Genomic DNA, 20,708 nt, shown 5'->3' with positions numbered 1-20,708 from the left:
ACAAAACATCAATTAAAACAGTTATAACACTATTTTAAAAGCAATGAAACAACTTAGTATAAAACAGTGTAAATATCTCTTTCTTTTTGTTTTATTTTATTTAATGCATCATCGGCATATGATATTGCTGATGCCTGTATTAATAAATTACTATTTATTGAAAAATTAGTTTTGTGTAACTTTAATTGTAAAGCTATAATTTGACGGAGTAATTCTTCGGTTGTAGGAACTGCACAGCCTACTGTATTTGCGAAACTCTTAAAAAATAACAATGCATAAAATGATTCTGTTATTCGCCTATCTTTCCCTGAAATAGTTACTTGCTTTGCTTTATAAATATCTCCTAACATTTCTGTAATACTATTATTAGGTTTGATACTTATTACACGATTCGATAACCAATCTTTTAACGATTGGCAATTATCAATTTCTAATCGCTTAGCAACCATTATTTGTTCGTTAAAAACCTTTTGAAATAATTGAGAATACGTTTCACTTAAAACATAAATTTCTTTAGCTATCGCTTTTCCTTTTGAATTAATAAGAGCTTGTGAATTATCGCAAATAGCCGCTGCATTTATTGATGAGATTGGAGAACTTAAAGCTGTTTTAAGCGTATTTCCTCCATCAATAAAAGTATCTTCTCCAAACTGAAAGCGTTTATTAAGAAAAGATATCAGATATTTTCTAGTTTCTAAATCATCATAAGCTAAAGGTATTTTTGATTTAAAATCTAATAAATTGACAATAATACCATCATCTGTAGCTTTACTTGTTGCAAAAACAGGCGAATATCCGACCAATCCAACCTTTATATTTTCCTGACCAACTAACCAATTAGCACCTAAATTTCCAGGAATCATTAATATTGGCGTATTCTTTTTACTGATGATTGATTTTTCAAATTCATTAAATTGATACATTGTTGAATTTTGAGGAAAACGACAACAATTAAGTATTAAATCAGCTTTTTCTGCAATTTCTTCTAATGAGGAAGTAATTTTTATTTTAAGTGGTGTTTTCTTAGGAAAAGAAGTATTGTCTGCACTATTAATTACTACTATTTTATCTTTTTCAATAAGCTTTTTATATTGCTCACTTTTTCTATTTTTATGTTTAAACCCGATTATATTTAAACTCGCCTCTTGTAAAATATAAGAGATAGAAATTCCAATTGCTCCCATCCCTATAATTCCAATAGTCTCTATTTTCTGCATTTTTGAATTAAAGATAGTAATTTCATATATACAATTGAAATTACCTTTCATCTAAAATTAGAGGAACTAATTATAAAAACAGAAAATAGATTTAAAAACCACTACCCCGAATACAAGCTTGTTTTAATTATTTTTTACCATCAACAACAATTACAATTTCACCTTTAGCAGGTTTTGTTGTGTAATATGATAACACTTCTTTTATTGTTCCTCGTTTGGTTTCTTCGAATAATTTTGTCAATTCTCTAGAAACTGATATTTGCCTGTCTTCACCAAAATATTCGCCAAAATGAGCTAATGTTTTTAATAATTTATGAGGACTTTCATAAAAAATCATGGTTCTATTTTCTTCGGATAAAAGAATTAAACGAGTTTGTCTTCCTTTTTTAACAGGTAAAAATCCTTCGAAAACAAATTTATCATTTGGCAAACCAGAATTTACTAAAGCAGGTACAAAAGCAGTTGCACCAGGCAAACATTCTACATCAATATTTTGTTGGACACAGGCTCTGGTCAATAAAAAACCTGGATCCGAAATTGCTGGAGTTCCAGCATCAGAAATTAATGCACAAGTTTCACCATTTTTTAATCGATTTAAAACACCATCAACAGATTTGTGTTCGTTATGCATATGATGACTATACATTTGTGTTCCAATTTCAAAATGTTTTAACAATTTTCCACTAGTACGTGTGTCTTCTGCCAAAATAAAATCGACTTCTTTTAAAATTCTAAGTGCTCTTAGCGTAATATCTTCTAAATTCCCGATTGGGGTTGGTACCAAATACAATTTGCTCATACAGCAAAGCTACAACAAAGTTTTTAGTACATTTGCGCTATGCCAAAAAAGCTGTTAAAAAATATTAATTTTCCTTCGGATATAAGGAAATTATCTGCTGATGAATTGCCTTTATTAGCAAAAGAACTACGCGAATTTATTATTGATATTATTGCCACAAAAGAAGGTCATTTAGGCGCTAGTTTAGGCGTTATTGAACTTACTATTGCATTGCATTATTTATTTGATACACCAACCGACCAATTAGTTTGGGATGTTGGACATCAAGCCTACGGACATAAAATTTTAACAGGAAGAAAAGATCTTTTTCATACAAATCGACAATTAGGCGGTATTTCAGGTTTTCCTAAACGAAGCGAAAGTAATTACGATACTTTTGGCGTTGGGCATTCATCAACTTCTATTTCTGCGGCTTTAGGAATGGCAATTGCCTCTAAAATACAAGGAAGTGATAAACATCATATTGCTATTATTGGTGATGCTTCTATTGCTAGCGGAATGGCTTTTGAAGCTTTAAATCATGCAGGCGATACAGATGCTAATTTATTGGTGATTTTAAATGATAATGCCATTGGAATTGACCCTTCGGTGGGAGCTTTAAAAGATTATTTAACACGCATAAAATCGACAAGGTCGGATATTGAGCAACATAATATTTTTGAGGCCTTAAATTTTGAATATTCAGGACCAATTGATGGTCATAATTTTGAAGAAATTTTATCAGAATTAGACCGTTTAAAAGAAATAAAAGGTCCTAAATTTTTACACGTAATTACCACCAAAGGAAAAGGATTACGACAAGCAGAACAAGACCAAGTAAAATATCATGCTCCAGGTAAATTTGATAAAATTTCAGGCGATGTATTGCCTAAAGAAAAAAGTAAGTTCACAAAGTTTCAAGATGTTTTTGGAAAAACTATTATTGAACTTGCACATCAAAATAAAAAAATTGTAGGCATTACACCTGCTATGCTTTCAGGTAGTTCTTTAAATGATATGTTAGCCGAATTTCCTGAACGTACTTTTGATGTTGGTATTGCCGAACAACATGCTGTTACTTTATCCGCAGGAATGGCTACTCAAAATATTATTCCGTTTTGTAATATTTATTCGACGTTTTTACAACGTTCTTTTGACCAAATAATTCATGATGTTGCTTTGCAAAATTTACCTGTTATTTTTTGTTTAGATAGAGCTGGTTTAGTTGGACAGGATGGTGCAACACATCACGGGGTTTTTGATTTAGCGTATTTACGCTTAATTCCAAATATGATAATTTTTGCACCTCGCAACGAAATCGAACTTCGAAATATCATGTTTACGGCACAATTAGGTTTAAAAAATCCTATTGCAATTCGTTATCCAAGAGGTACAGGTAAGTTAGAAAAATGGCAACTTCCTTTTGAAGAAATTCAAATAGGAAAAGGTGTTTGTTTAAAGGAAGGAAATAAAGTAGCAATATTATCCGTAGGAACAATAGCAAATAATGTTTTTGAAGCCATAAATCAACTAGAAAATAGCAACAGTGTAGCTCATTATGATATGCGATTTGTAAAACCTTTAGATAAAAAATTATTAGACACTATTTTTAATTCTTTTGATATTCTAATCACCATAGAAGACGGAACTGTAAGGGGTGGATTTGGTTCTGCTATTTTAGAATATGCATCTGAAAAAAATTATAAAGGAACTATTGATATTTTAGGTATTCCTGATAAATTTATAGACCATGGAACAGTTGAAGAATTACAAATTTTATTAAATATTGATATAAAAAGTATTCAAGAAAAAATTGAAAAATTACTCTTATAAAAACTAAAAAAGCAAATCCGTCAATCTGAATTTATTTCAGATTCGCATCCTGATTTCCCACGGTTCTCTTATTCATGCGATGCTGAATTTATTTCAGCATGACAGTAGTTTCTAAAAACTAAAAAAGCGAATCCAAATGGATTCGCTTTTTTTATATAAATTTAGTTGATAACAACTATAATTTTTTAGTTATTTAATGCTTCTGCACCACCAACAATCTCTAAAATTTCGTTAGTAATAGCTGCCTGACGTGCTTTGTTATATGTTAATAATAACTCATCACGTAATTCAGTAGCATTATCAGTAGCCTTGTGCATTGCAGTCATACGAGCTCCGTGTTCTGATGCAAATGAATCACGAATTGCTTTGTATAATTGTGTTTTTAATGACTTAGGAATCAATTCTAAAACAATCTCTTCTTTAGAAGGTTCAAAAACATAATCTAATGTTACAGTTTCATCACTTTCTATTGGTTCAATTGGTAAAAATTGCTCTAATTGAGGAATTTGAGTTGCTGCATTTTTAAATTGATTATAAACAAGCTGTATCTTTTGATAAGAACCAGCTACATATAAATCCATTATTTTTTGTGCAACTTCTGCAACGTTATCGTACGTTAAATCATCAAAAATATCATTTCTATTTTCAATAATATTGTGTTGTTTTGATAAAATATCGTCTCCTTTTTTACCTATCGTTAACAAATCAACAGCAACATCACTGTAATTTTCATCAATAGCTTTTATTGTTCTTTTAACAATAGAAGAGTTAAAACCACCACACAAACCTCTGTTTGAAGTAATTACAACTAGTAATACATTTTTCACTTCTTTTTGAGTTGAATATACGCCACTAGCATCACTATCTAAAGTCGCGCTTAAGCTTTGTAATAATTCAGTAAGCTTAGATGAATACGGGCGCATTGCCGTAATTGCATCTTGAGCTTTTTTTAACTTTGCAGCCGATACCATTTTCATGGCAGAGGTAATCTGCATTGTTGATTTAATAGAAGTAATTCTGTTACGTATTTCTTTTAAGTTCGCCATACGAATAGTGCTGTTGAGTGTTAAATATAAAGTATTGAGACGCGAATCTCAATACTTTATATTAAAGTCTTTTATTAAGCTGAAAATTTAGCTGAAATTTCTTTTGCAGCTGCTGTTAAAGTATCAATTACTTCATCAGTTAATTTACCTGCTTTTAAAGTATTTAAAGTATCTCTATGCTTTGCATTTAAATACTGAATATAATCTCTTTCAAATTCCTTTACTTTATTTACCGGTACATCTTTTAACAAGTTTTTAGAACCTGCATAAATGATTGAAATTTGGTCTTCTACAGTATAAGGATCGTTTTGTGCTTGCTTTAAGATTTCAACATTACGTTGTCCTTTAGAAATCACATTTAAAGTTGCTGCATCTAAATCAGAACCAAACTTAGCGAATGCTTCTAATTCACGATATTGTGCCTGATCTAATTTTAAAGTACCAGATACTTTTTTCATCGCTTTAATCTGAGCGTTACCACCAACACGAGATACAGAAATACCTACGTTAATTGCTGGACGAACACCAGAGTTAAATAAATCTCCATCTAAGAAAATTTGTCCATCAGTAATCGAAATTACGTTTGTTGGAATATATGCTGATACATCTCCTGCTTGTGTTTCAATAATCGGTAATGCAGTTAAAGAACCTCCACCTTTTACAACTCCTCTTAAAGAATCTGGTAAATCGTTCATTTCACTAGCAATTTTATCATCATTGATAACCTTTGCAGCACGTTCTAATAATCTTGAGTGTAAGTAAAATACATCCCCAGGATATGCCTCACGTCCCGGAGGTCTTCTTAATAATAATGAAATCTCACGGTATGCAACTGCTTGTTTAGATAAATCATCATAAACAATTAAAGCTGGTCTACCAGTATCTCTAAAGTACTCTCCAATTGCAGCTCCTGCAAATGGTGCATATACTTGCATTGCTGCAGGATCAGATGCATTTGCTGCTACAATTGTAGTATAAGCTAAAGCTCCTTTTTCTTCTAAAACATTGGCAATAGCAGCTACAGTAGATGCTTTTTGACCAATTGCAACATATATACAATATACTGGTTTCCCAGCATCGTAAAATTCTTTTTGATTTAAAATAGTATCAATAGCAACTGTAGATTTACCAGTTTGACGGTCTCCAATGATTAACTCACGTTGACCACGTCCTACAGGAATCATAGCATCAATAGATTTGATACCAGTTTGCATTGGTTCAGTTACAGGCTCACGATAAATAACCCCAGGAGCTCTACGCTCTAAAGGCATTTCGTAAGTTTTACCTTCAATAGGTCCTTTACCATCAATTGGCTGACCTAATGTATTTACAACACGTCCTACAATACCTTCTCCAGCTCTTAAAGAAGCAATTCTTTCTGTACGTTTAACAACAGAACCTTCTCTTACTGATGTAGAAGCACCTAATAATACAACACCTGCATTATCTTCTTCTAAGTTTAATACGATACCTTCTAATCCGTTATCGAATTCTACTAATTCACCATATTGTACATTAGACAAACCATAAACACGAGCAATACCATCACCTACTTGTAATACGGTACCAACTTCATTTAATGAAGCTTTAGACTCGAAGTTTGTTAATTGTTCCTTTAAAATTGCTGAAACTTCAGCTGGTTTAATTCCTGCCATCTTATTTCTTTGGATGTATAATTAAATTTGTGGAATGTTATGACTATTGTCAAATTCTCTTCTTAACTCTTTGAATTGATTAGAAATACTTGCATCATACTGCACATCTCCAACACGTAAAATAAATCCTCCTAAAATATTCGGATTTACTATATTTTCTATACTTGCGCTATTTCCTGTTAAAGAAACAATTTTCGCTTGTATTTTATCTTCTAACTCTTTTGTTAAAACTACTGCTGTAGTAACTTTAGCAACCTGTACACCTTTATAAGCATCGTAAATAATAGAATATTGCTTTGCAATAGCTTCTAACATTATCATACGTTTATTCTCTTCTAATAAGTTGAATAAATTTGTTATGATAGCATCTACTTTATCTCCAAAAAGTGCAACTAAAACCGTTTTTTTATCATTGGCTTTAACTACAGGGCTTTTAAGCATTCTGTTTAAATCGCTACTTTCGGCAATAGTACTTGCGATTAACTTCATGTTATCGTTAACTAAAGAATCTTTATTAGTTTCTTTAGCAAGATTTAATATTGCTTTTGCGTAACGTAATGCTGGTCTAGATCCTTTCATCGATTGATTAGTTTAAAGTAATCTCTTCTAACATTCCTTCAACTAGCTTTAAATGATCTGCTGGTGAAGTTAACTCTTTTTTCACTAACTGCTGAGCAATATCTAAAGATAAATCAGTTACTGTTTTCTTTAATTCAGAAATAGCAGCTTGTTGTTCTTGCTTTATTGTTGCTTTAGCATTTTCTATCATGCTAGAAGTTTGTGCTTGTGCTTCTTCTTTTGCTTCTGCTACAATATTTTCTTTAATATCACGAGCTTCTTGCATCATTGCATCTCTTTCGGCACGTGCTTCTTTAAATAACCTATCGTTATCAGCTTGTAAATTTTGCATTTCTTTACGAGCATTTTCAGCTTGATCTAATGCATTTTGGATACCTTCTTCTCTGTCATTTAATGCAGATAAGATTGGCTTCCAAGCAAACTTTACCATTAAAAAGATTAATATTAATAAGATAAAAGCCTGCATGACAAATAATCCTATTGAAAAATCATTAAAAATTCCCATACTAATTTATTTTGTATTTTTTTTATTGTTTAATAAAACACATCTGCAACCAACCGTTGCAGATAGTGTTTCTTTTTAATTTCTGGAAGATTATCCTAAAAGTAAAGCACCGAATGCTAAACCTTCTAATAATGCTCCAATAATAATCATTGCTGTTTGGATTTTTCCAGCAGCTTCAGGTTGACGTGCGATAGCTTCCATTGCGCTACTACCGATTTTCCCTAATCCTAATCCTGCTCCGATTACGATTAAACCTGCTCCTATTAAAGTAAGACCTGTCATAATAATTGATTTATATTAAATTAAACAAAAAATTTCATTTTACTAATGGTGATCGTGTTCTTCTACAGCCATACCAATAAACAATGAAGATAACATTGTAAAAATATATGCTTGTAAGAAGGCTACTAACACTTCGATTAACGTTAAAAACAACGTTAAAAATACAGATACACCTGTTGCACCCGCTGTTCCAAACTTCGCTTTTAATATAATCATTAAAGCGGCAATACCCATTACTACTGAGTGACCTGCTGTAATATTGGCAAATAAACGTACAAATAACGAAAAAGGCTTAGTTAAAATCCCTAAAAATTCGATAGGTGCTAAAATAAATTTCATAGCGACAGGTACTCCTGGCATCCAGAAAATATGTTTCCAATAATCTTTATTTGCAGAAAACTGTACTATAAAAAAGGTAAAAAGAGCCAAACAAACTGTTACAGCTAATTGTCCTGTAATATTAAATCCTAATGGAGTTAAACCTAATAAGTTTGAAACCCATATAAAAAAGAAAACAGTTAATAAGAATCCCATAAATTTACGGTAATGCTTTTCACCAATATTTGGTCTTGCTATTTCATCTCTAACATATAATACTAAAGGCTCTAATACTCTTGCAAAACCTGTTGGAATTGCTCCTTTTTTATATCCTTTAGCTAAAGATCTAAATCCGAAAATCATTAACAAACCTACTAAAAACATTCCTACAACACTTTTTGTTATAGAAAAATCTAATGCTTTATGAGCATTTGTAGCATGGTGAGCTTCATCAAAAGAAACAGCAGTTTCTCCTTCATTTAACTCATATATTTTACTGTGTATTTTAGTTAACTGTACTCCATCTGCTGGAACAACTACGTGACCATCATCATTATGATGAAAAGCTGAAGACATAAAAGTTCTTAATCCTTTACTTGTCCAAACAATTATAGGTAAAGGAACACCTACGTGTTTTCTTTCGTTTTTATCATTTGTGTATGAAAACAAAGTAAAATCATGTGAATCTGCTAAGTGATGTTTCTTATAAGCTTCAATTTCTGCCTTTGTGTTTACACGGCCACCATCATCTTGTAAAGTAGTATCTCCATTTTCAGCTGAAACTGAAAATGATGTAAAAACTAATGCAAGTATTGTTAAAAACTTGATAGATTTTTTTGCTATCATCATATCTTAAATTTGAATAAAGGTTTAAGGTCTGTAAATTTCCGTGCAAAGGTACATATTTAATTAAAACTACAAACCGTTTTTAAACTTAGTTTTGTTACAAATTTAACCTAGTGTTAAAACTACGTTTAAAAAAGCAAACTACTTAGTGTTTAATAACTTAAAAACACCTGCTGCTTCTGTTATCAAAAATATAAATAACGGAATAACTAACGAAACCTTTTCTGGCTTAGTAAGCTGTACATCTGTAAACACATCTGCTTGAAAGATTAATACAAAAAAACCTATTTTTAAAAGCATAGAAGCTAAGTACCCATATCCTGCTTCATTTGGCATTTGACTTACTAGAAGTTCTAATAAAACGTAAACAATACATGTACTTATTACATGAAATAAATATACTGATAGTAATGAGTATGATATACTATCTCCTAGCATATTTAAAATATAATTATGAGAAATATAACTCACTGCAAATAATACAAGAACAGTGATAATAAAATATAAAATACGTTTAATCATTTTTACTTAGATAATTTTGAAACTTGTAATATTACAGAAAACATAGCCCCAAAAACAGCGACCAATGTGCAAATTTTAGTATATAATTGATTTTCATTTACATACTGAGTATCTAGCCATTCACCGAGTTTGTTACCCAAATAAATAGTTAATCCCATTTGAAAAGCAATACTTGTAAACCGAATATATTTACTAAGCGGTTTTTTCTTTTTGTTTTTGTCCATTATTTAATTCTTTTACCGCACCTTTCATAGCACAAGTTGCATTAAATGATGCTCCTGGCTCTACCGAAAGCTTACCCGTAATAACATCTCCATTAATATTAGCAGCTGCTTTTACAGTTAATGTATTTGAAACAACTAAATCTCCTGAAAACTTACCTTCAATATCTGCATTTGCACATTCTACTTTTCCTTTAATAAAACCTGCCGCACCAATAATAACTCTTCCATTGGTTTTTATAGTTCCTTCTAAAGTTCCATCAATTCTAAAGTCTCCTTCTGAAATAATATCACCCTTTATTTGAGTGTTTGTACCTATAACATTTCTTTCTGAAACTTTAGCTTCGCTTGTTTTTTTACTTTCTTTACTAAACATACTAACAATATTTTTTTATTTTATTCTATCTAATATTTCTTTTGCTTTAACACCTTCAGCTTTATTCGCATAACGAATGGCCACAAATTCTAATGCTTTCCTATAAGTTTCTTTATCTTTATACTTTCCTAAAGACAATGCTTTTAAAAGTACAAATTTAGGTGTTAATTCAGATTCTTTAATTGTTGATAAAAAAACATCAATATCTTTTACAACAGCTTCATATTTTTGTTCTTTATATAGATAGTATATTTCTTTGTACTTATCTAAAACAGCATCTTCTTTTTTATTTTCTGTTAATTTTTTAGTCGGATTTCTTATGATTTCCGCAAATGTTGTTTCGGAATACTTAGTTAAAATTACACTTTTGTATTCATTCGCTTTAGCCACATCGTTTATTTCGCTATATATTTGATATAAATGATAGCTTATCGGTAGTTCTAACGTATTATTTTGTTGTTCTTTTTGTAATCGTTCTAAATTTTCAATAGCAAGATTACTATTTTTAAACTGCTCTTTATAAATTAATCCTAATTGATATAAAGCATCATTACGATCTTCTATTAATGTTGTAATTATTTTTTCATCCGTAGGAATTTCGTCTAAATAAGTCGATAATTCGTAACGTAAATTAACTACAGGTTCTGTTGAGTCTTCGTCAATTTCTTCAATTATTGTTGTTGATTTATCTGATAATCGCCAATTATCTTCTAACGGACGCATACCCCATGTATTCTGAAAAGCTGCTTTTCCAAAACCTAAAGCTTGTGAATTATAAAAATACCATTTTCCTTTATTACTACCATTATTAATAGCTTTTCCACTTCCAAAAGAGCTACCAAAATTTTGTGCATTTAATAATAACTGTTTTTTCTCTTCATCTTCTTTTTTAATTTTTTCGATATAAGTTTCAAAAAAAGAAGTTCTCTCAGTAGCTGTCATAGCTACTAACTTAAGAATACTGTCATTATTTTTAACAAGACTTTCATGTTTTCTTAAAGTTGTTAATCCTTTATTTTTTCTGCGGATTCTTCTAATTCTTTTTTCTTGAGTAAATTCTTTAGAAGTAACTGTTAAAACGCTATCGTAATAAGAACCAGCTAAAACATATTGTTCTTTATCAAAAGCAATATTTCCTAAACGTTCATAGGCATATGTTTTTTGATAATCATTGTTATGCTTAGCATTTAATGATTTTTTAAAATATTCAATAGCATTATCAGTTTTGTTTCGTCCTATTTCTAAAACTCCTGCCTGATAATAAAGTGCATTCAAAAACTTACGATTATCAGAATTTCTGATTAGTTTTTTTAATTTGGCTAAAACAACAATCGATGCAGAATCATTTTCTGTATTTTTTGCCATTTCAATACTTGCACGAATACGATATTTATAAGGTGCTTTTTTAGTATTCGCTAACTTATTGAATACAACACGAGCAGAATCTCTGTAATTTAATTCGCTATAAATTTGCCCTAAAACAAACATATTACGTCCAGATTGTTCTTTATTTTTAAATATTTTTGATGCTGCTGTTAAATGCTGAATTACTTTTTGAATCGTATCTGTTTTTTGATACGCCATTGCCATAGCAGTATGTGCTTGTTCTCTTACTCCGTCAGGAAGTTCTGCTTCATTTTCTTCAACTTCTAATAAAAATTTTAGCGATTCTATGGCTAATTTTTCATTATCTAAACGAATATTTGTTTTAGCACGCCAAACTTTTGTTTCATTTATCAAACTAGCGTTTGGATAATTTGCTATAATATAATTAAACGATTCTATAGCAGGAATAAAACGTTGAGTATAGTATCTTGATTTACCTAATAATAGGTAAGCATCATCAATTTGACGATTTTTTTCATATCCGTTTATATTCATTGAATGCTTCTGAATTGCTTTTACGGCTTTTTCTTCGGCTCTATCAAACATTGTTAAAACTTCAACCTCTTCTTCTTCGTTTTCATCAAAACCAGAACCTAGTTGTAAAACAGGTGCTGAAATTTGATTTTCATCAAAAGTAATAGGTTCTATTTCTAAACGTTTCCAAAAATTATCTTTATGCTTACTTTTAACATCTTCTAATCCTTTCAAGTAAGCTTGTTCACCGTTAAAAAGTATGTTGTATTTTGTAGTAAGTGCGTGAAAGTTTCGATTTAAAAACGCATCTTTTTTTACACTACAAGAGTATATTGTAGCTAAAATCAGATTAAAAACTAAAAATTTGGATAGTTTATTCATATAGTTACGCTTTTACTGTACAACAACTATATTCATAATTTTATTGTACGTAAAAGCGTAAAAATAGCAATAAAAAGATAACTTTCAGTTACCTTATTAAATTTATACACCATCAAGTAATTATTTCATGTTAAAAGCTCATATAATTATAAGTATAATTTTTTATCAGAAAAAATATAAGAAAAATAATTTGAAGCAATTTCCCGCTTTCCGCACTCGCTTCTGGCTAAAAAAAAGCCAGAGAGCTCAAACAAATGCTTCAATCGGGGCTAGGCATTTGTACTCAAATTCAAACTACTATATAAAACAGTTTATGTCGTTTATAACGAAAAAAAAAGCATCAATTTTAAATTGATGCTTTTTTGAATATTATTATTTAAATGATAATTATTTTATTTTCATTGATTTTCCAATTGCTTCTAATTCAAACAGAAAATCACGTTTATTTACAGAAGGAGCATAAGTAAATCCTTCAAAAATAACCAAACGATTATTTTTCTTATCAATTATAGTATAATTAACAAAAGGACCTGCCATAAAATCGTTTTTAACTTCCCATTTCCCACGAGTTTCATATGCTTTTTTACCATCAATTATAGCATCAAAAGTAAAAGGTGTGTATGCTTGTTCGGTAATCATGTACATTCCTTCTTTACTTCCTGGTATGTGTTTTTTACCAATAGTATCTCGTACTGCTGTAATATTATCAGCAACTTTATTTTCATCAATTAAAGGAATCGTATAAATTAAAACGTTATTTGTACCATCTCCTCGAGCAATACCACTTCTTAAATGCTGACGAAACCATATAAAATCTCCAGAATCTTCTACTAATCTAAATCGTTTTGGAATATCAATAGTTAATCCAATATTCTTAATTGTTTTAAATCCTGTCTCATCAATACGTTCTTTTTTAAAGATTTTCTGTGTAAAACTAACATCCTCATCTTTAAATAATTGGATAATTTCTTTACCTCTTTTATCTAACATATTTAAAATTCCTGCTTCATTTTTAGCCGTAGCATGCACAATAATTTGAGGTTGCGCATATCTATCTTTTTCAACAGTAATACTTTCTTTAGCTCCTTTTTTGATAATTAAAACAGCTTTTCCATGTCGCATAAAACTACTAAAACCACTAGGATCTATTTGGCTAACCGACAATAATGTTTCTGGTTGTGGTAAACCTACTTGATGTTCACCAAACACCGTACGTATTTGGTTTCCTATTTTACCTTGCCAATCTTCTCCTTTTACAACCACCATTATTTTATTGGTGTTACCATTAGATGTTGGTAAAGTGTAGCCTTCATTACCTGTTTTACATGATATCATTAAAAACATCAAAAAAAGCAAGCCTATTATTTTTTTCATAATTTGTAGTTTTATAACTTTTAAAAATATGTTATACAATAAATTTTAGAATGATTTTTTTAAAAGAATACTAACCTTTAAAAATTTTAAGTTTCATTCCTAATTTTAGATTTTTTACACTCCAAATATTGTTCCACTTTTTAATTTGGTCAATAGAAACAGATGGAAATTTTTTTGATATTGTCCATAATGAATCTCCACTTTTAACAACATACACTTTATAGGGTCCTTTTGGAAGTTTATGTTTTTTTCGTGCTATTTTTTTTTGAGCAACTAATTTCTTCGGATGAATAATTAAAGATTGTCCTATTTTCAATCGATGATTTCGCATTCTGTTCCAACGCTTAATTTGACTTACTTTTACTCCAAACTTATTTGCTATTTTACCTAAATAATCACCGTTACGTACTTTGTAACGTGTACGTTTATCTGTCTCAAAATACTTGGCTAATGGCTTTTCTCTTTTTCCATCTTCTTCATTTGCTAGTACATAAATATCTTCTTCTTTATCTAAAAAGTCAATCATATTTTTTCGAGGCAAACGAACCGCATAATTTTTATCTTTTACATAAGGAATCACATCTAATTTATACGATGGATTCAAAAATGATAATAAATCTGTATCAATATTTGTTTTTGCTGAAATCTGATCAAAAGTAACAGTTCTTTTTACTTGAATTGTATCTGTTTCAAAATGATAAATATTTGGTGGTTCAGGATAAATATTATGTGCATCCGCATATTCAAAAATATACATGGTTGCATAAAAAGCGGGAACATAACTTGCTGTTTCACGAGGTAAATACGGACGAATATTCCAATAATTTCGGTATCCTCCCGAACGTTTTATTGCTTTTGAAACATTTCCAGGTCCTGAATTATAAGCTGCCAAAGCTAAATCCCAATCGCCAAAAATTTTATGTAAATGACTTAAATATTTACACGCTGCAATTGTTGCTTTTACTGGGTTTTGACGCTCATCAACATATGAATTTACTTTTAAATCGAACTGAACTCCTGTTCCATACATAAATTGCCATAAACCTGTTGCCCCCACTCTAGAACGAGCCGCAGGACGTAAAGCAGATTCTACAATCGCTAAATATTTCATTTCTAACGGAACATCAAACTGATCTAAATACTGTTCAAACATCGGAAAATAATATTGTGCCTTTGCCATTAAAGCAGGATAATATTTTGTTCGATATTTTAAATAACTATTAATTACTTTTTCTAAAGATGGATTATAAGCTAAATGAAATGGCGTTTTTAAATTCAAATCATGCAAGCGTGTTTTTAATAAATCCGTAGAAAGCATTGATGTTGTATTAGCAATAATATCTTTATCATCAATTACATATTGAATACTATCAAATGATGATGCATTAAATTTTTTCTCAATCAATAAACTATCTACTTTTTTCAAATCTAAATCTGAAAAACAGGCATAAATCTTTTTTATTTTGATACTATCTTTTACAATAGAATCTGTTGCTACAAAATTAGAATCAATTGCTATTGCTGTATTTTCTATGGGAACAAAAACACTATCCACAGGTTGCTGTGCAAAAATTGATACCGTAAAAAAAAGTAGTATTAGTAAGTTTTTCATGCTTGATTTATAAATTTAATTCAACAACAATCGGGCAATGGTCAGAATGTTTTGCTTCTGGTAAAATGTAAGCTCTTGATATTTTATCTTTCAAAGGTTCAGCAACCATTGCATAATCTAAACGCCAACCTTTATTGTTTGCTCTCGAATTTGCTCGATAACTCCACCAAGAATATTCTTGTTTTTCAGGATTTAAAAATCGAAAACTATCTGTAAATCCCGTTTTTATAAATTCCGTAAACCAAACTCTTTCTTCAGGTAAAAATCCTGAAACCCCTTTCATTTTCGGATTATGAATATCTATTTCTTCATGACAAATATTATAATCACCACAAATAACTAAATTCGGAATTTCTTGTTTTAAATTATTGATGTATTCTTGAAATTCATCCATATAATTCAATTTAAAATTCAAACGTTCTGAATTTGTTCCTGACGGAAGATATAAACTCATTACAGAAACTTCATCAAAATCTACACGCAGATTTCTTCCTTCAAAATCCATGGTTTCAATTCCTGTTCCGTATTCAATATGATTTGGTTTTTCTTTGCAAAAAATAGCTACGGATGAATAGCCTTTTTTTTGTGCTGAAAACCAATAGTGATACGGATATCCTGCATTTTCAAATTCAGTTACATCTAACTGTTCTTTATGTGCTTTGGTTTCTTGAATACAAATCACATCAGGATTTGCAACTTCTAACCAATCGATAAATCCTTTTTTTAAAGCGGCTCTAATTCCGTTTACGTTATATGATATTATTTTCATCAATCTAAAAATATAGGGTTTTTAAGAAAAATCCACGTTAGTTGTTTCTTTTCTCCTGATTCTGTTTGTACTATTTTTTTTCTTGGTGATAAAACATATGCCAGCGCAATTGCAATACCTATTCGAATCCAAGATTCTTCGACAAGAAATACCTTATCTAGTATAAACATAAAAAACACAATTAATAAAGGATAAATAACTAAGTAAAACTTTTTAAAATATTTCATTTTAAATATTCATTTCAGGAATTTCTCCTTCTATTATTAAAGTTGCTTCTGTAGCTTCTTTTATTTCATCAACAGAAACACCAGGCGCTCTTTCTAATAAATAAAATGCGTTATTTTTCACTTCTAATACTGCTAAATTGGTAACTACTTTTGTTACACAACCAACGCCAGTTAAAGGCAAAGAACATTTTTTTAATATTTTAGAAGCACCACGTTTATTAGTGTGCATCATTGCTACAATAATATTTTCTGCAGATGCTACTAAATCCATCGCACCACCCATTCCTTTTACCATTTTCCCAGGGATTTTCCAGTTGGCAATATCACCATTTTGAGCAACTTCCATTGCTCCTAAAACAGTTAATTGCACGTGTTTTCCACGAATCATGGCAAAACTTGTAGCTGAATCAAAAATAGAACCACCATCTAAAACGGTTACTGTTTGTTTTCCTGCGTTTATTAAATCGGCATCTTCAGTTCCTTCGATAGGAAATCCGCCCATTCCTAACAATCCGTTTTCAGACTGAAACTCTACTTCAATTCCTTTAGGAATATAATTAGCAACTAAAGTAGGAATTCCTATTCCTAAATTAACATACCATTTATCTTGTAATTCTTTTGCTATTCGCTGTGCTATTTGTTCTTTTGATAAAGCCATTTTTTACAGTTTAGGAGTTACAGTTCGTTGTTCAATTCTTTTTTCATATTTTTCTCCTTGAAAAATACGCTGTACAAAAATACCTGGAATATGTATTTGATTAGGGTCAAGTGTTCCTACTGGAACTAATTCTTCAACCTCAGCAATAGTTATAGTTGCTGCGCCACACATATTCGGATTAAAATTACGGGCAGTTCCTTTAAAAATTAAATTACCTGCTGTATCTCCTTTCCATGCTTTTACAAAGGCAAAATCGGCTTTAAAAGCAGATTCTAACACGTACATTTTGCCATCAAATTCACGAGTTTCTTTTCCTTCTGCAACTTCCGTTCCATAACCTGCAGGAGTATAAAATGCAGGAAAACCTGCTTGTGCTGCTCTACATTTTTCGGCTAAAGTTCCTTGAGGCGTTAATTCTACTTCTAACTCCCCAGAAAGCATTTGACGTTCAAACTCTTCATTTTCTCCTACATACGAAGAAATCATTTTTTTAATTTGTTTATTTTGAAGTAATAAACCTAAGCCAAAATTATCTACACCTGCATTATTAGAAATACATGTTACCTCTCTAACATTTAATTTCACTAATTGGGCAATAGCATTTTCTGGTATTCCACACAAACCGAAACCTCCTAACATAAAAGTCATTCCGCTTTTTACACCAACAAGTGCATCTTCTACGCTATTTACTTTTTTATTTATCATATTAGTTATTTGTTATCTGTTAAAAAAACTCTTAGTTTATTCTCTAAAAAATATTTTAATTAAAAATCAGTATCTCCGTCTTCTTTTTTATCATCATCACCATCATCGCTATTTTTTACTTCATTACAATTAATAGTAATTGTTAATTCCTCTGATGGTTTTTCAAAATCTTGTTTACTTATATTTAATGTTTTATCAGCATAACATTTTTGCATAAATAATCCCCAAGTAGGTAATGACATTGTTGCTCCTTGACCTAAAGCTATTCCTTTAAAATGGGTTGCTCTATCTTCACCACCTGTCCAAACACCTGTTGCTAAATTAGGAACAACTCCCATAAACCAACCATCAGATTGATTTTGAGTAGTTCCTGTTTTTCCTGCTATTGGATTCGTAAATTTATAAGGAAAACCTGTTGTAGCATCTTTTCTTCTAGTCCAGCCAGAGCGTAATCGTGCACCTGAACCCGATTGTGTAACTCCTTTTAATAAATCTAATACCACATAAGCTGATTCTTCACTTAAAACTTCTTTTGTTTTAGGTACAAAATCTTCTAAAACAGTTCCATTTTTATCTTCAATCCTAGTAATCATCATTGGGCTAACACGTAATCCTTTATTTGCAAAAGTTGAATATGCACTTACCATTTCTATTAATGATAAATCAACTGCACCTAAAGCAATAGATGGATTTGGGTCAATTTCTGATTTTATTCCTGCTGATTCAGCTAAACGTGCCACGTTTACAGGTGATACTTTATCTATCAATCGAGCTGTTATTACGTTTACAGAACGTGCTAAAGCCTCTTTTAATGTTAATTCACCACCATATTTATTGCTCGCATTTTCAGGTGTCCAATCTTTTGGCATTCCATATTTTTCCTTTGGAATCGTGTATAAAATATTAGGTAATTTATCGCAAGGCGACATTTTTAATTGATTAATCGCTGTTGCATATACAAAAGGTTTAAAGGTAGAACCTACTTGACGTTTTTGTTGTTCTACTGCGTCATATTTAAAATATTTATGACTGATACCTCCTACCCAAGCTTTAATATGTCCCGTTTGAGGTTCAATAGAAACCAAACCAGAACGTAAAAAATGCTTATAATAACGAATAGAATCATAAGGAGTCATAACTGTATCACGATCGCCTTTCCATGAAAACACACGCATATCTGTATCAGTATTAAAAGATTTTTCAATTTCTTTTTCACTTTTTCCTGCTGCTTTCATTCGTTTATAACGTGTTGAGCTTCGTTTTCCTCTTTTTAAAATATTTAAAACTTGAGATTTTTCTAAATCATAAAAAGGCGCATTTTTATTTTTCTTTTGTTCTTTAAAGAAAAATGATTGCAAATTAGCCATGTGTTCACTACTTGCTTCCTCTGCATATCTTTGCATACGAGAATCAATAGTCACATGTATTTTTAAGCCATCTTTATAAATATTATAAAACTCTCCGTTTTCTTTTGGATTTTCTTTTGCCCATTTTTTTAAACGTTGTTTTAAATTTTCTCTAAAATAAGTTGCCAATCCATCACTATGACTTTCTGGTGTAAAATTTATTTTTAAAGGTAATTTTTGTAACGAATCTTTTTCTTTCTCTGTAATAATATCATTTTTTGCCATTTGAGCAAAAACAACATTCCTACGCTGTAAAGATTTCTTTTTAGAACGCTCTCTATGCGGATTATACTGTCTAGGGTTTTTTAACATTGCAACTAAAATAGCAGCTTCTTGTATATCTAATTCCTTTGGTTCTTTACCAAAATAAATACGTGTTGCCGAACGAATACCTGTAGCGTTAAAAAGAAATCCTTGCGTATTTAAATACATCGTTGCAATTTCTGCTTTGGTATATTGACGCTCAAGTTTTATAGCAACTACCCATTCTTTCAATTTTTGAGAAAGACGCTTAAATATATTACTAGATCCACCTTTATTAAAAAGGTTTTTAGCTAATTGCTGAGTAATTGTACTTGCACCTCCTTTTCTACCTAAATTTGAAACAGCTCTTGCTGTACCATAAAAATCAATACCTGAATGTTCGTAAAAACGTTCATCTTCAGTAGCTACTAAAGCTTTTATTAAAACCTCAGGTAAATCTTTATATTCAATAGGTGTTCTATTTGCTTTCACATAATATTTCCCTAATGTTTTTCCATCTGAAGAAATAACTTCTGTAGCTAAATCACTTTTAGGATTTTCTAATTCTTCAAAAGAAGGTAATTCACCAAAAGTACCTAAAGAAGCTAATAAAAATAATAGTCCTACAAAAAGGAATCCACTTAATAATATACCCCAAAAACATTTGATATATCCACTAAAATTAGTTGTTTTATGCTCTGTCATTATTATCTTTTTTCAATTCTAAATCCAACTTGAGATATTCCTTCAAGTTCTTTAATTCCTTCAATTTTACCATTTTTTCTCATAGCTTGTGTAACCTTAAAAGTGTATGTTCCTGTGTTTGGAAATAATATATTTTCTTTATAAAAAAGTTTATTTTCTTTGATGCCCGAAATTCCTTTACCTAAAAACTTACCTGTTACATCTGCCATATCATACTCTAAAGTATCAATAACTATCTGCCCATCAGGAAACCGTAATTGTGTTATCAAAAATAAATTACTATATGCATAGTCTTCATTATTTCTAAGATTTATAAAAAGATTTTTCTTGTTTATCGAATCATTCACATCAAAAATAAATGTAACTGCGTTATTTTTATTCCACGAACCTTCTGGTAACGTAATATACGCATCATAAACACTCTTTGAATCACAAGATATGATTGCAAAAACAGCTAAAAAAAATATAACTATGTTATTCCTTTTCATTTTTTGTATCGTTATTTTTAGTAGGCTCTTTTGATGTTTCAGGACTTTTTATTTTAGAGGATACTTTTGACATAGGTTTTCTAGTATCCACAGTTTTTTCAT

Annotated in this window: 21 protein-coding genes; 1 reads left to right on the top strand and 20 read right to left on the bottom strand. The window is 30.4% G+C overall.

From position 1 onward, the window contains the following. Positions 1 to 53 precede the first annotated feature (53 nt). Both AB0T67_RS08120 and rsmI read right to left on the bottom strand, forming a co-directional pair. Complete coding sequence (locus AB0T67_RS08120) at positions 54 to 1,217, bottom strand: hypothetical protein (protein WP_369219886.1); 1,164 nt, start codon at positions 1,215 to 1,217, stop codon at positions 54 to 56. Positions 1,218 to 1,344: 127 nt separating this feature from the next. Next, on the bottom strand, positions 1,345 to 2,016 hold the full coding sequence (gene rsmI / locus AB0T67_RS08115; protein WP_369219885.1) for a 16S rRNA (cytidine(1402)-2'-O)-methyltransferase: 672 nt from the start codon (positions 2,014 to 2,016) through the stop codon (positions 1,345 to 1,347). Between the two features lie 39 nt (positions 2,017 to 2,055). Here rsmI and dxs point away from each other — a divergent pair, with 39 nt between their 5' ends. After that, on the top strand, positions 2,056 to 3,828 hold the full coding sequence (dxs, locus tag AB0T67_RS08110) for a 1-deoxy-D-xylulose-5-phosphate synthase (RefSeq protein WP_369219884.1): 1,773 nt from the start codon (positions 2,056 to 2,058) through the stop codon (positions 3,826 to 3,828). Between the two features lie 185 nt (positions 3,829 to 4,013). On the opposite strand, the gene atpG is transcribed toward dxs, so the two are convergent. The 18 genes from atpG to AB0T67_RS08010 all read right to left on the bottom strand — a co-directional run bounded on the left by atpG (position 4,014) and on the right by AB0T67_RS08010 (position 20,606). Continuing rightward, a complete protein-coding gene (atpG, locus tag AB0T67_RS08105) occupies positions 4,014 to 4,874 on the bottom strand; it encodes an ATP synthase F1 subunit gamma (RefSeq protein ID WP_369219883.1) in 861 nt (286 codons plus the stop codon). 74 nt (positions 4,875 to 4,948) lie between these two features. Further along, on the bottom strand, positions 4,949 to 6,529 hold the full coding sequence (atpA, locus tag AB0T67_RS08100; RefSeq protein ID WP_369219882.1) for a F0F1 ATP synthase subunit alpha: 1,581 nt from the start codon (positions 6,527 to 6,529) through the stop codon (positions 4,949 to 4,951). A 21-nt stretch (positions 6,530 to 6,550) separates the two neighbouring features. Continuing rightward, positions 6,551 to 7,108 (bottom strand): ATP synthase F1 subunit delta, encoded by a 558-nt coding sequence (atpH, locus tag AB0T67_RS08095; RefSeq protein ID WP_271230993.1) that lies wholly within the window; start codon positions 7,106 to 7,108, stop codon positions 6,551 to 6,553. 7 nt (positions 7,109 to 7,115) lie between these two features. Then, entirely contained in the window at positions 7,116 to 7,613 is a 498-nt protein-coding gene (locus tag AB0T67_RS08090; protein WP_271230994.1) for a F0F1 ATP synthase subunit B, read from the bottom strand. A gap of 90 nt (positions 7,614 to 7,703) precedes the next feature. Further along, entirely contained in the window at positions 7,704 to 7,895 is a 192-nt protein-coding gene (gene atpE / locus AB0T67_RS08085) for an ATP synthase F0 subunit C (protein WP_058886136.1), read from the bottom strand. 42 nt (positions 7,896 to 7,937) lie between these two features. Next, positions 7,938 to 9,062, bottom strand: coding sequence for a F0F1 ATP synthase subunit A (gene atpB / locus AB0T67_RS08080; protein WP_369219881.1), 1,125 nt, complete (start codon positions 9,060 to 9,062; stop codon positions 7,938 to 7,940). Positions 9,063 to 9,200: 138 nt separating this feature from the next. Further along, complete coding sequence (locus tag AB0T67_RS08075; RefSeq protein ID WP_271230996.1) at positions 9,201 to 9,581, bottom strand: DUF6168 family protein; 381 nt, start codon at positions 9,579 to 9,581, stop codon at positions 9,201 to 9,203. Between the two features lie 2 nt (positions 9,582 to 9,583). Then, entirely contained in the window at positions 9,584 to 9,805 is a 222-nt protein-coding gene (locus AB0T67_RS08070) for an AtpZ/AtpI family protein (protein ID WP_271230997.1), read from the bottom strand. Beyond that, complete coding sequence (locus AB0T67_RS08065) at positions 9,774 to 10,178, bottom strand: bactofilin family protein (RefSeq protein WP_271230998.1); 405 nt, start codon at positions 10,176 to 10,178, stop codon at positions 9,774 to 9,776. The genes AB0T67_RS08070 and AB0T67_RS08065 overlap by 32 nt, the downstream gene beginning before the upstream one ends. 15 nt (positions 10,179 to 10,193) lie before the next feature. Beyond that, positions 10,194 to 12,419, bottom strand: a complete 2,226-nt coding sequence (gene porW / locus AB0T67_RS12320) for a type IX secretion system periplasmic lipoprotein PorW/SprE (RefSeq protein ID WP_455432244.1) — start codon at positions 12,417 to 12,419, stop codon at positions 10,194 to 10,196. Positions 12,420 to 12,806: 387 nt separating this feature from the next. Continuing rightward, entirely contained in the window at positions 12,807 to 13,793 is a 987-nt protein-coding gene (locus AB0T67_RS08045) for a DUF4837 family protein (protein ID WP_369219880.1), read from the bottom strand. Between the two features lie 70 nt (positions 13,794 to 13,863). Then, positions 13,864 to 15,405 (bottom strand): lytic transglycosylase domain-containing protein, encoded by a 1,542-nt coding sequence (locus AB0T67_RS08040; protein WP_369219879.1) that lies wholly within the window; start codon positions 15,403 to 15,405, stop codon positions 13,864 to 13,866. A 7-nt stretch (positions 15,406 to 15,412) separates the two neighbouring features. After that, positions 15,413 to 16,174, bottom strand: a complete 762-nt coding sequence (locus tag AB0T67_RS08035; RefSeq protein ID WP_369219878.1) for an exodeoxyribonuclease III — start codon at positions 16,172 to 16,174, stop codon at positions 15,413 to 15,415. After that, a complete protein-coding gene (locus AB0T67_RS08030) occupies positions 16,174 to 16,344 on the bottom strand; it encodes a hypothetical protein (RefSeq protein WP_369219877.1) in 171 nt (56 codons plus the stop codon). Before AB0T67_RS08030 ends, AB0T67_RS08035 begins: the two co-directional genes overlap by 1 nt. Positions 16,345 to 16,402: 58 nt before the next feature. Then, the gene (locus AB0T67_RS08025; protein ID WP_369219876.1) at positions 16,403 to 17,059 is read right to left on the bottom strand and encodes a 3-oxoacid CoA-transferase subunit B; all 657 of its coding nucleotides are present in this window, start codon (positions 17,057 to 17,059) and stop codon (positions 16,403 to 16,405) included. Positions 17,060 to 17,062: 3 nt separating this feature from the next. Continuing rightward, positions 17,063 to 17,764 carry a CoA transferase subunit A gene (locus AB0T67_RS08020; protein WP_369219875.1) on the bottom strand — a complete coding sequence of 234 codons (702 nt, stop codon included), beginning with the start codon at positions 17,762 to 17,764 and terminating at the stop codon, positions 17,063 to 17,065. A gap of 59 nt (positions 17,765 to 17,823) precedes the next feature. After that, positions 17,824 to 20,118, bottom strand: a complete 2,295-nt coding sequence (locus tag AB0T67_RS08015; RefSeq protein WP_369219874.1) for a transglycosylase domain-containing protein — start codon at positions 20,116 to 20,118, stop codon at positions 17,824 to 17,826. Positions 20,119 to 20,120: 2 nt separating this feature from the next. Next, positions 20,121 to 20,606 (bottom strand): gliding motility lipoprotein GldH, encoded by a 486-nt coding sequence (locus tag AB0T67_RS08010; protein WP_271231007.1) that lies wholly within the window; start codon positions 20,604 to 20,606, stop codon positions 20,121 to 20,123. Positions 20,607 to 20,708 lie beyond the last annotated feature (102 nt).

The organism is Tenacibaculum salmonis (genome assembly GCF_041053065.1).
GTDB classification, from domain to species: domain Bacteria; phylum Bacteroidota; class Bacteroidia; order Flavobacteriales; family Flavobacteriaceae; genus Polaribacter; species Polaribacter pacificus_A.
This window is presented reverse-complemented; position numbering and strand designations above follow the sequence as displayed.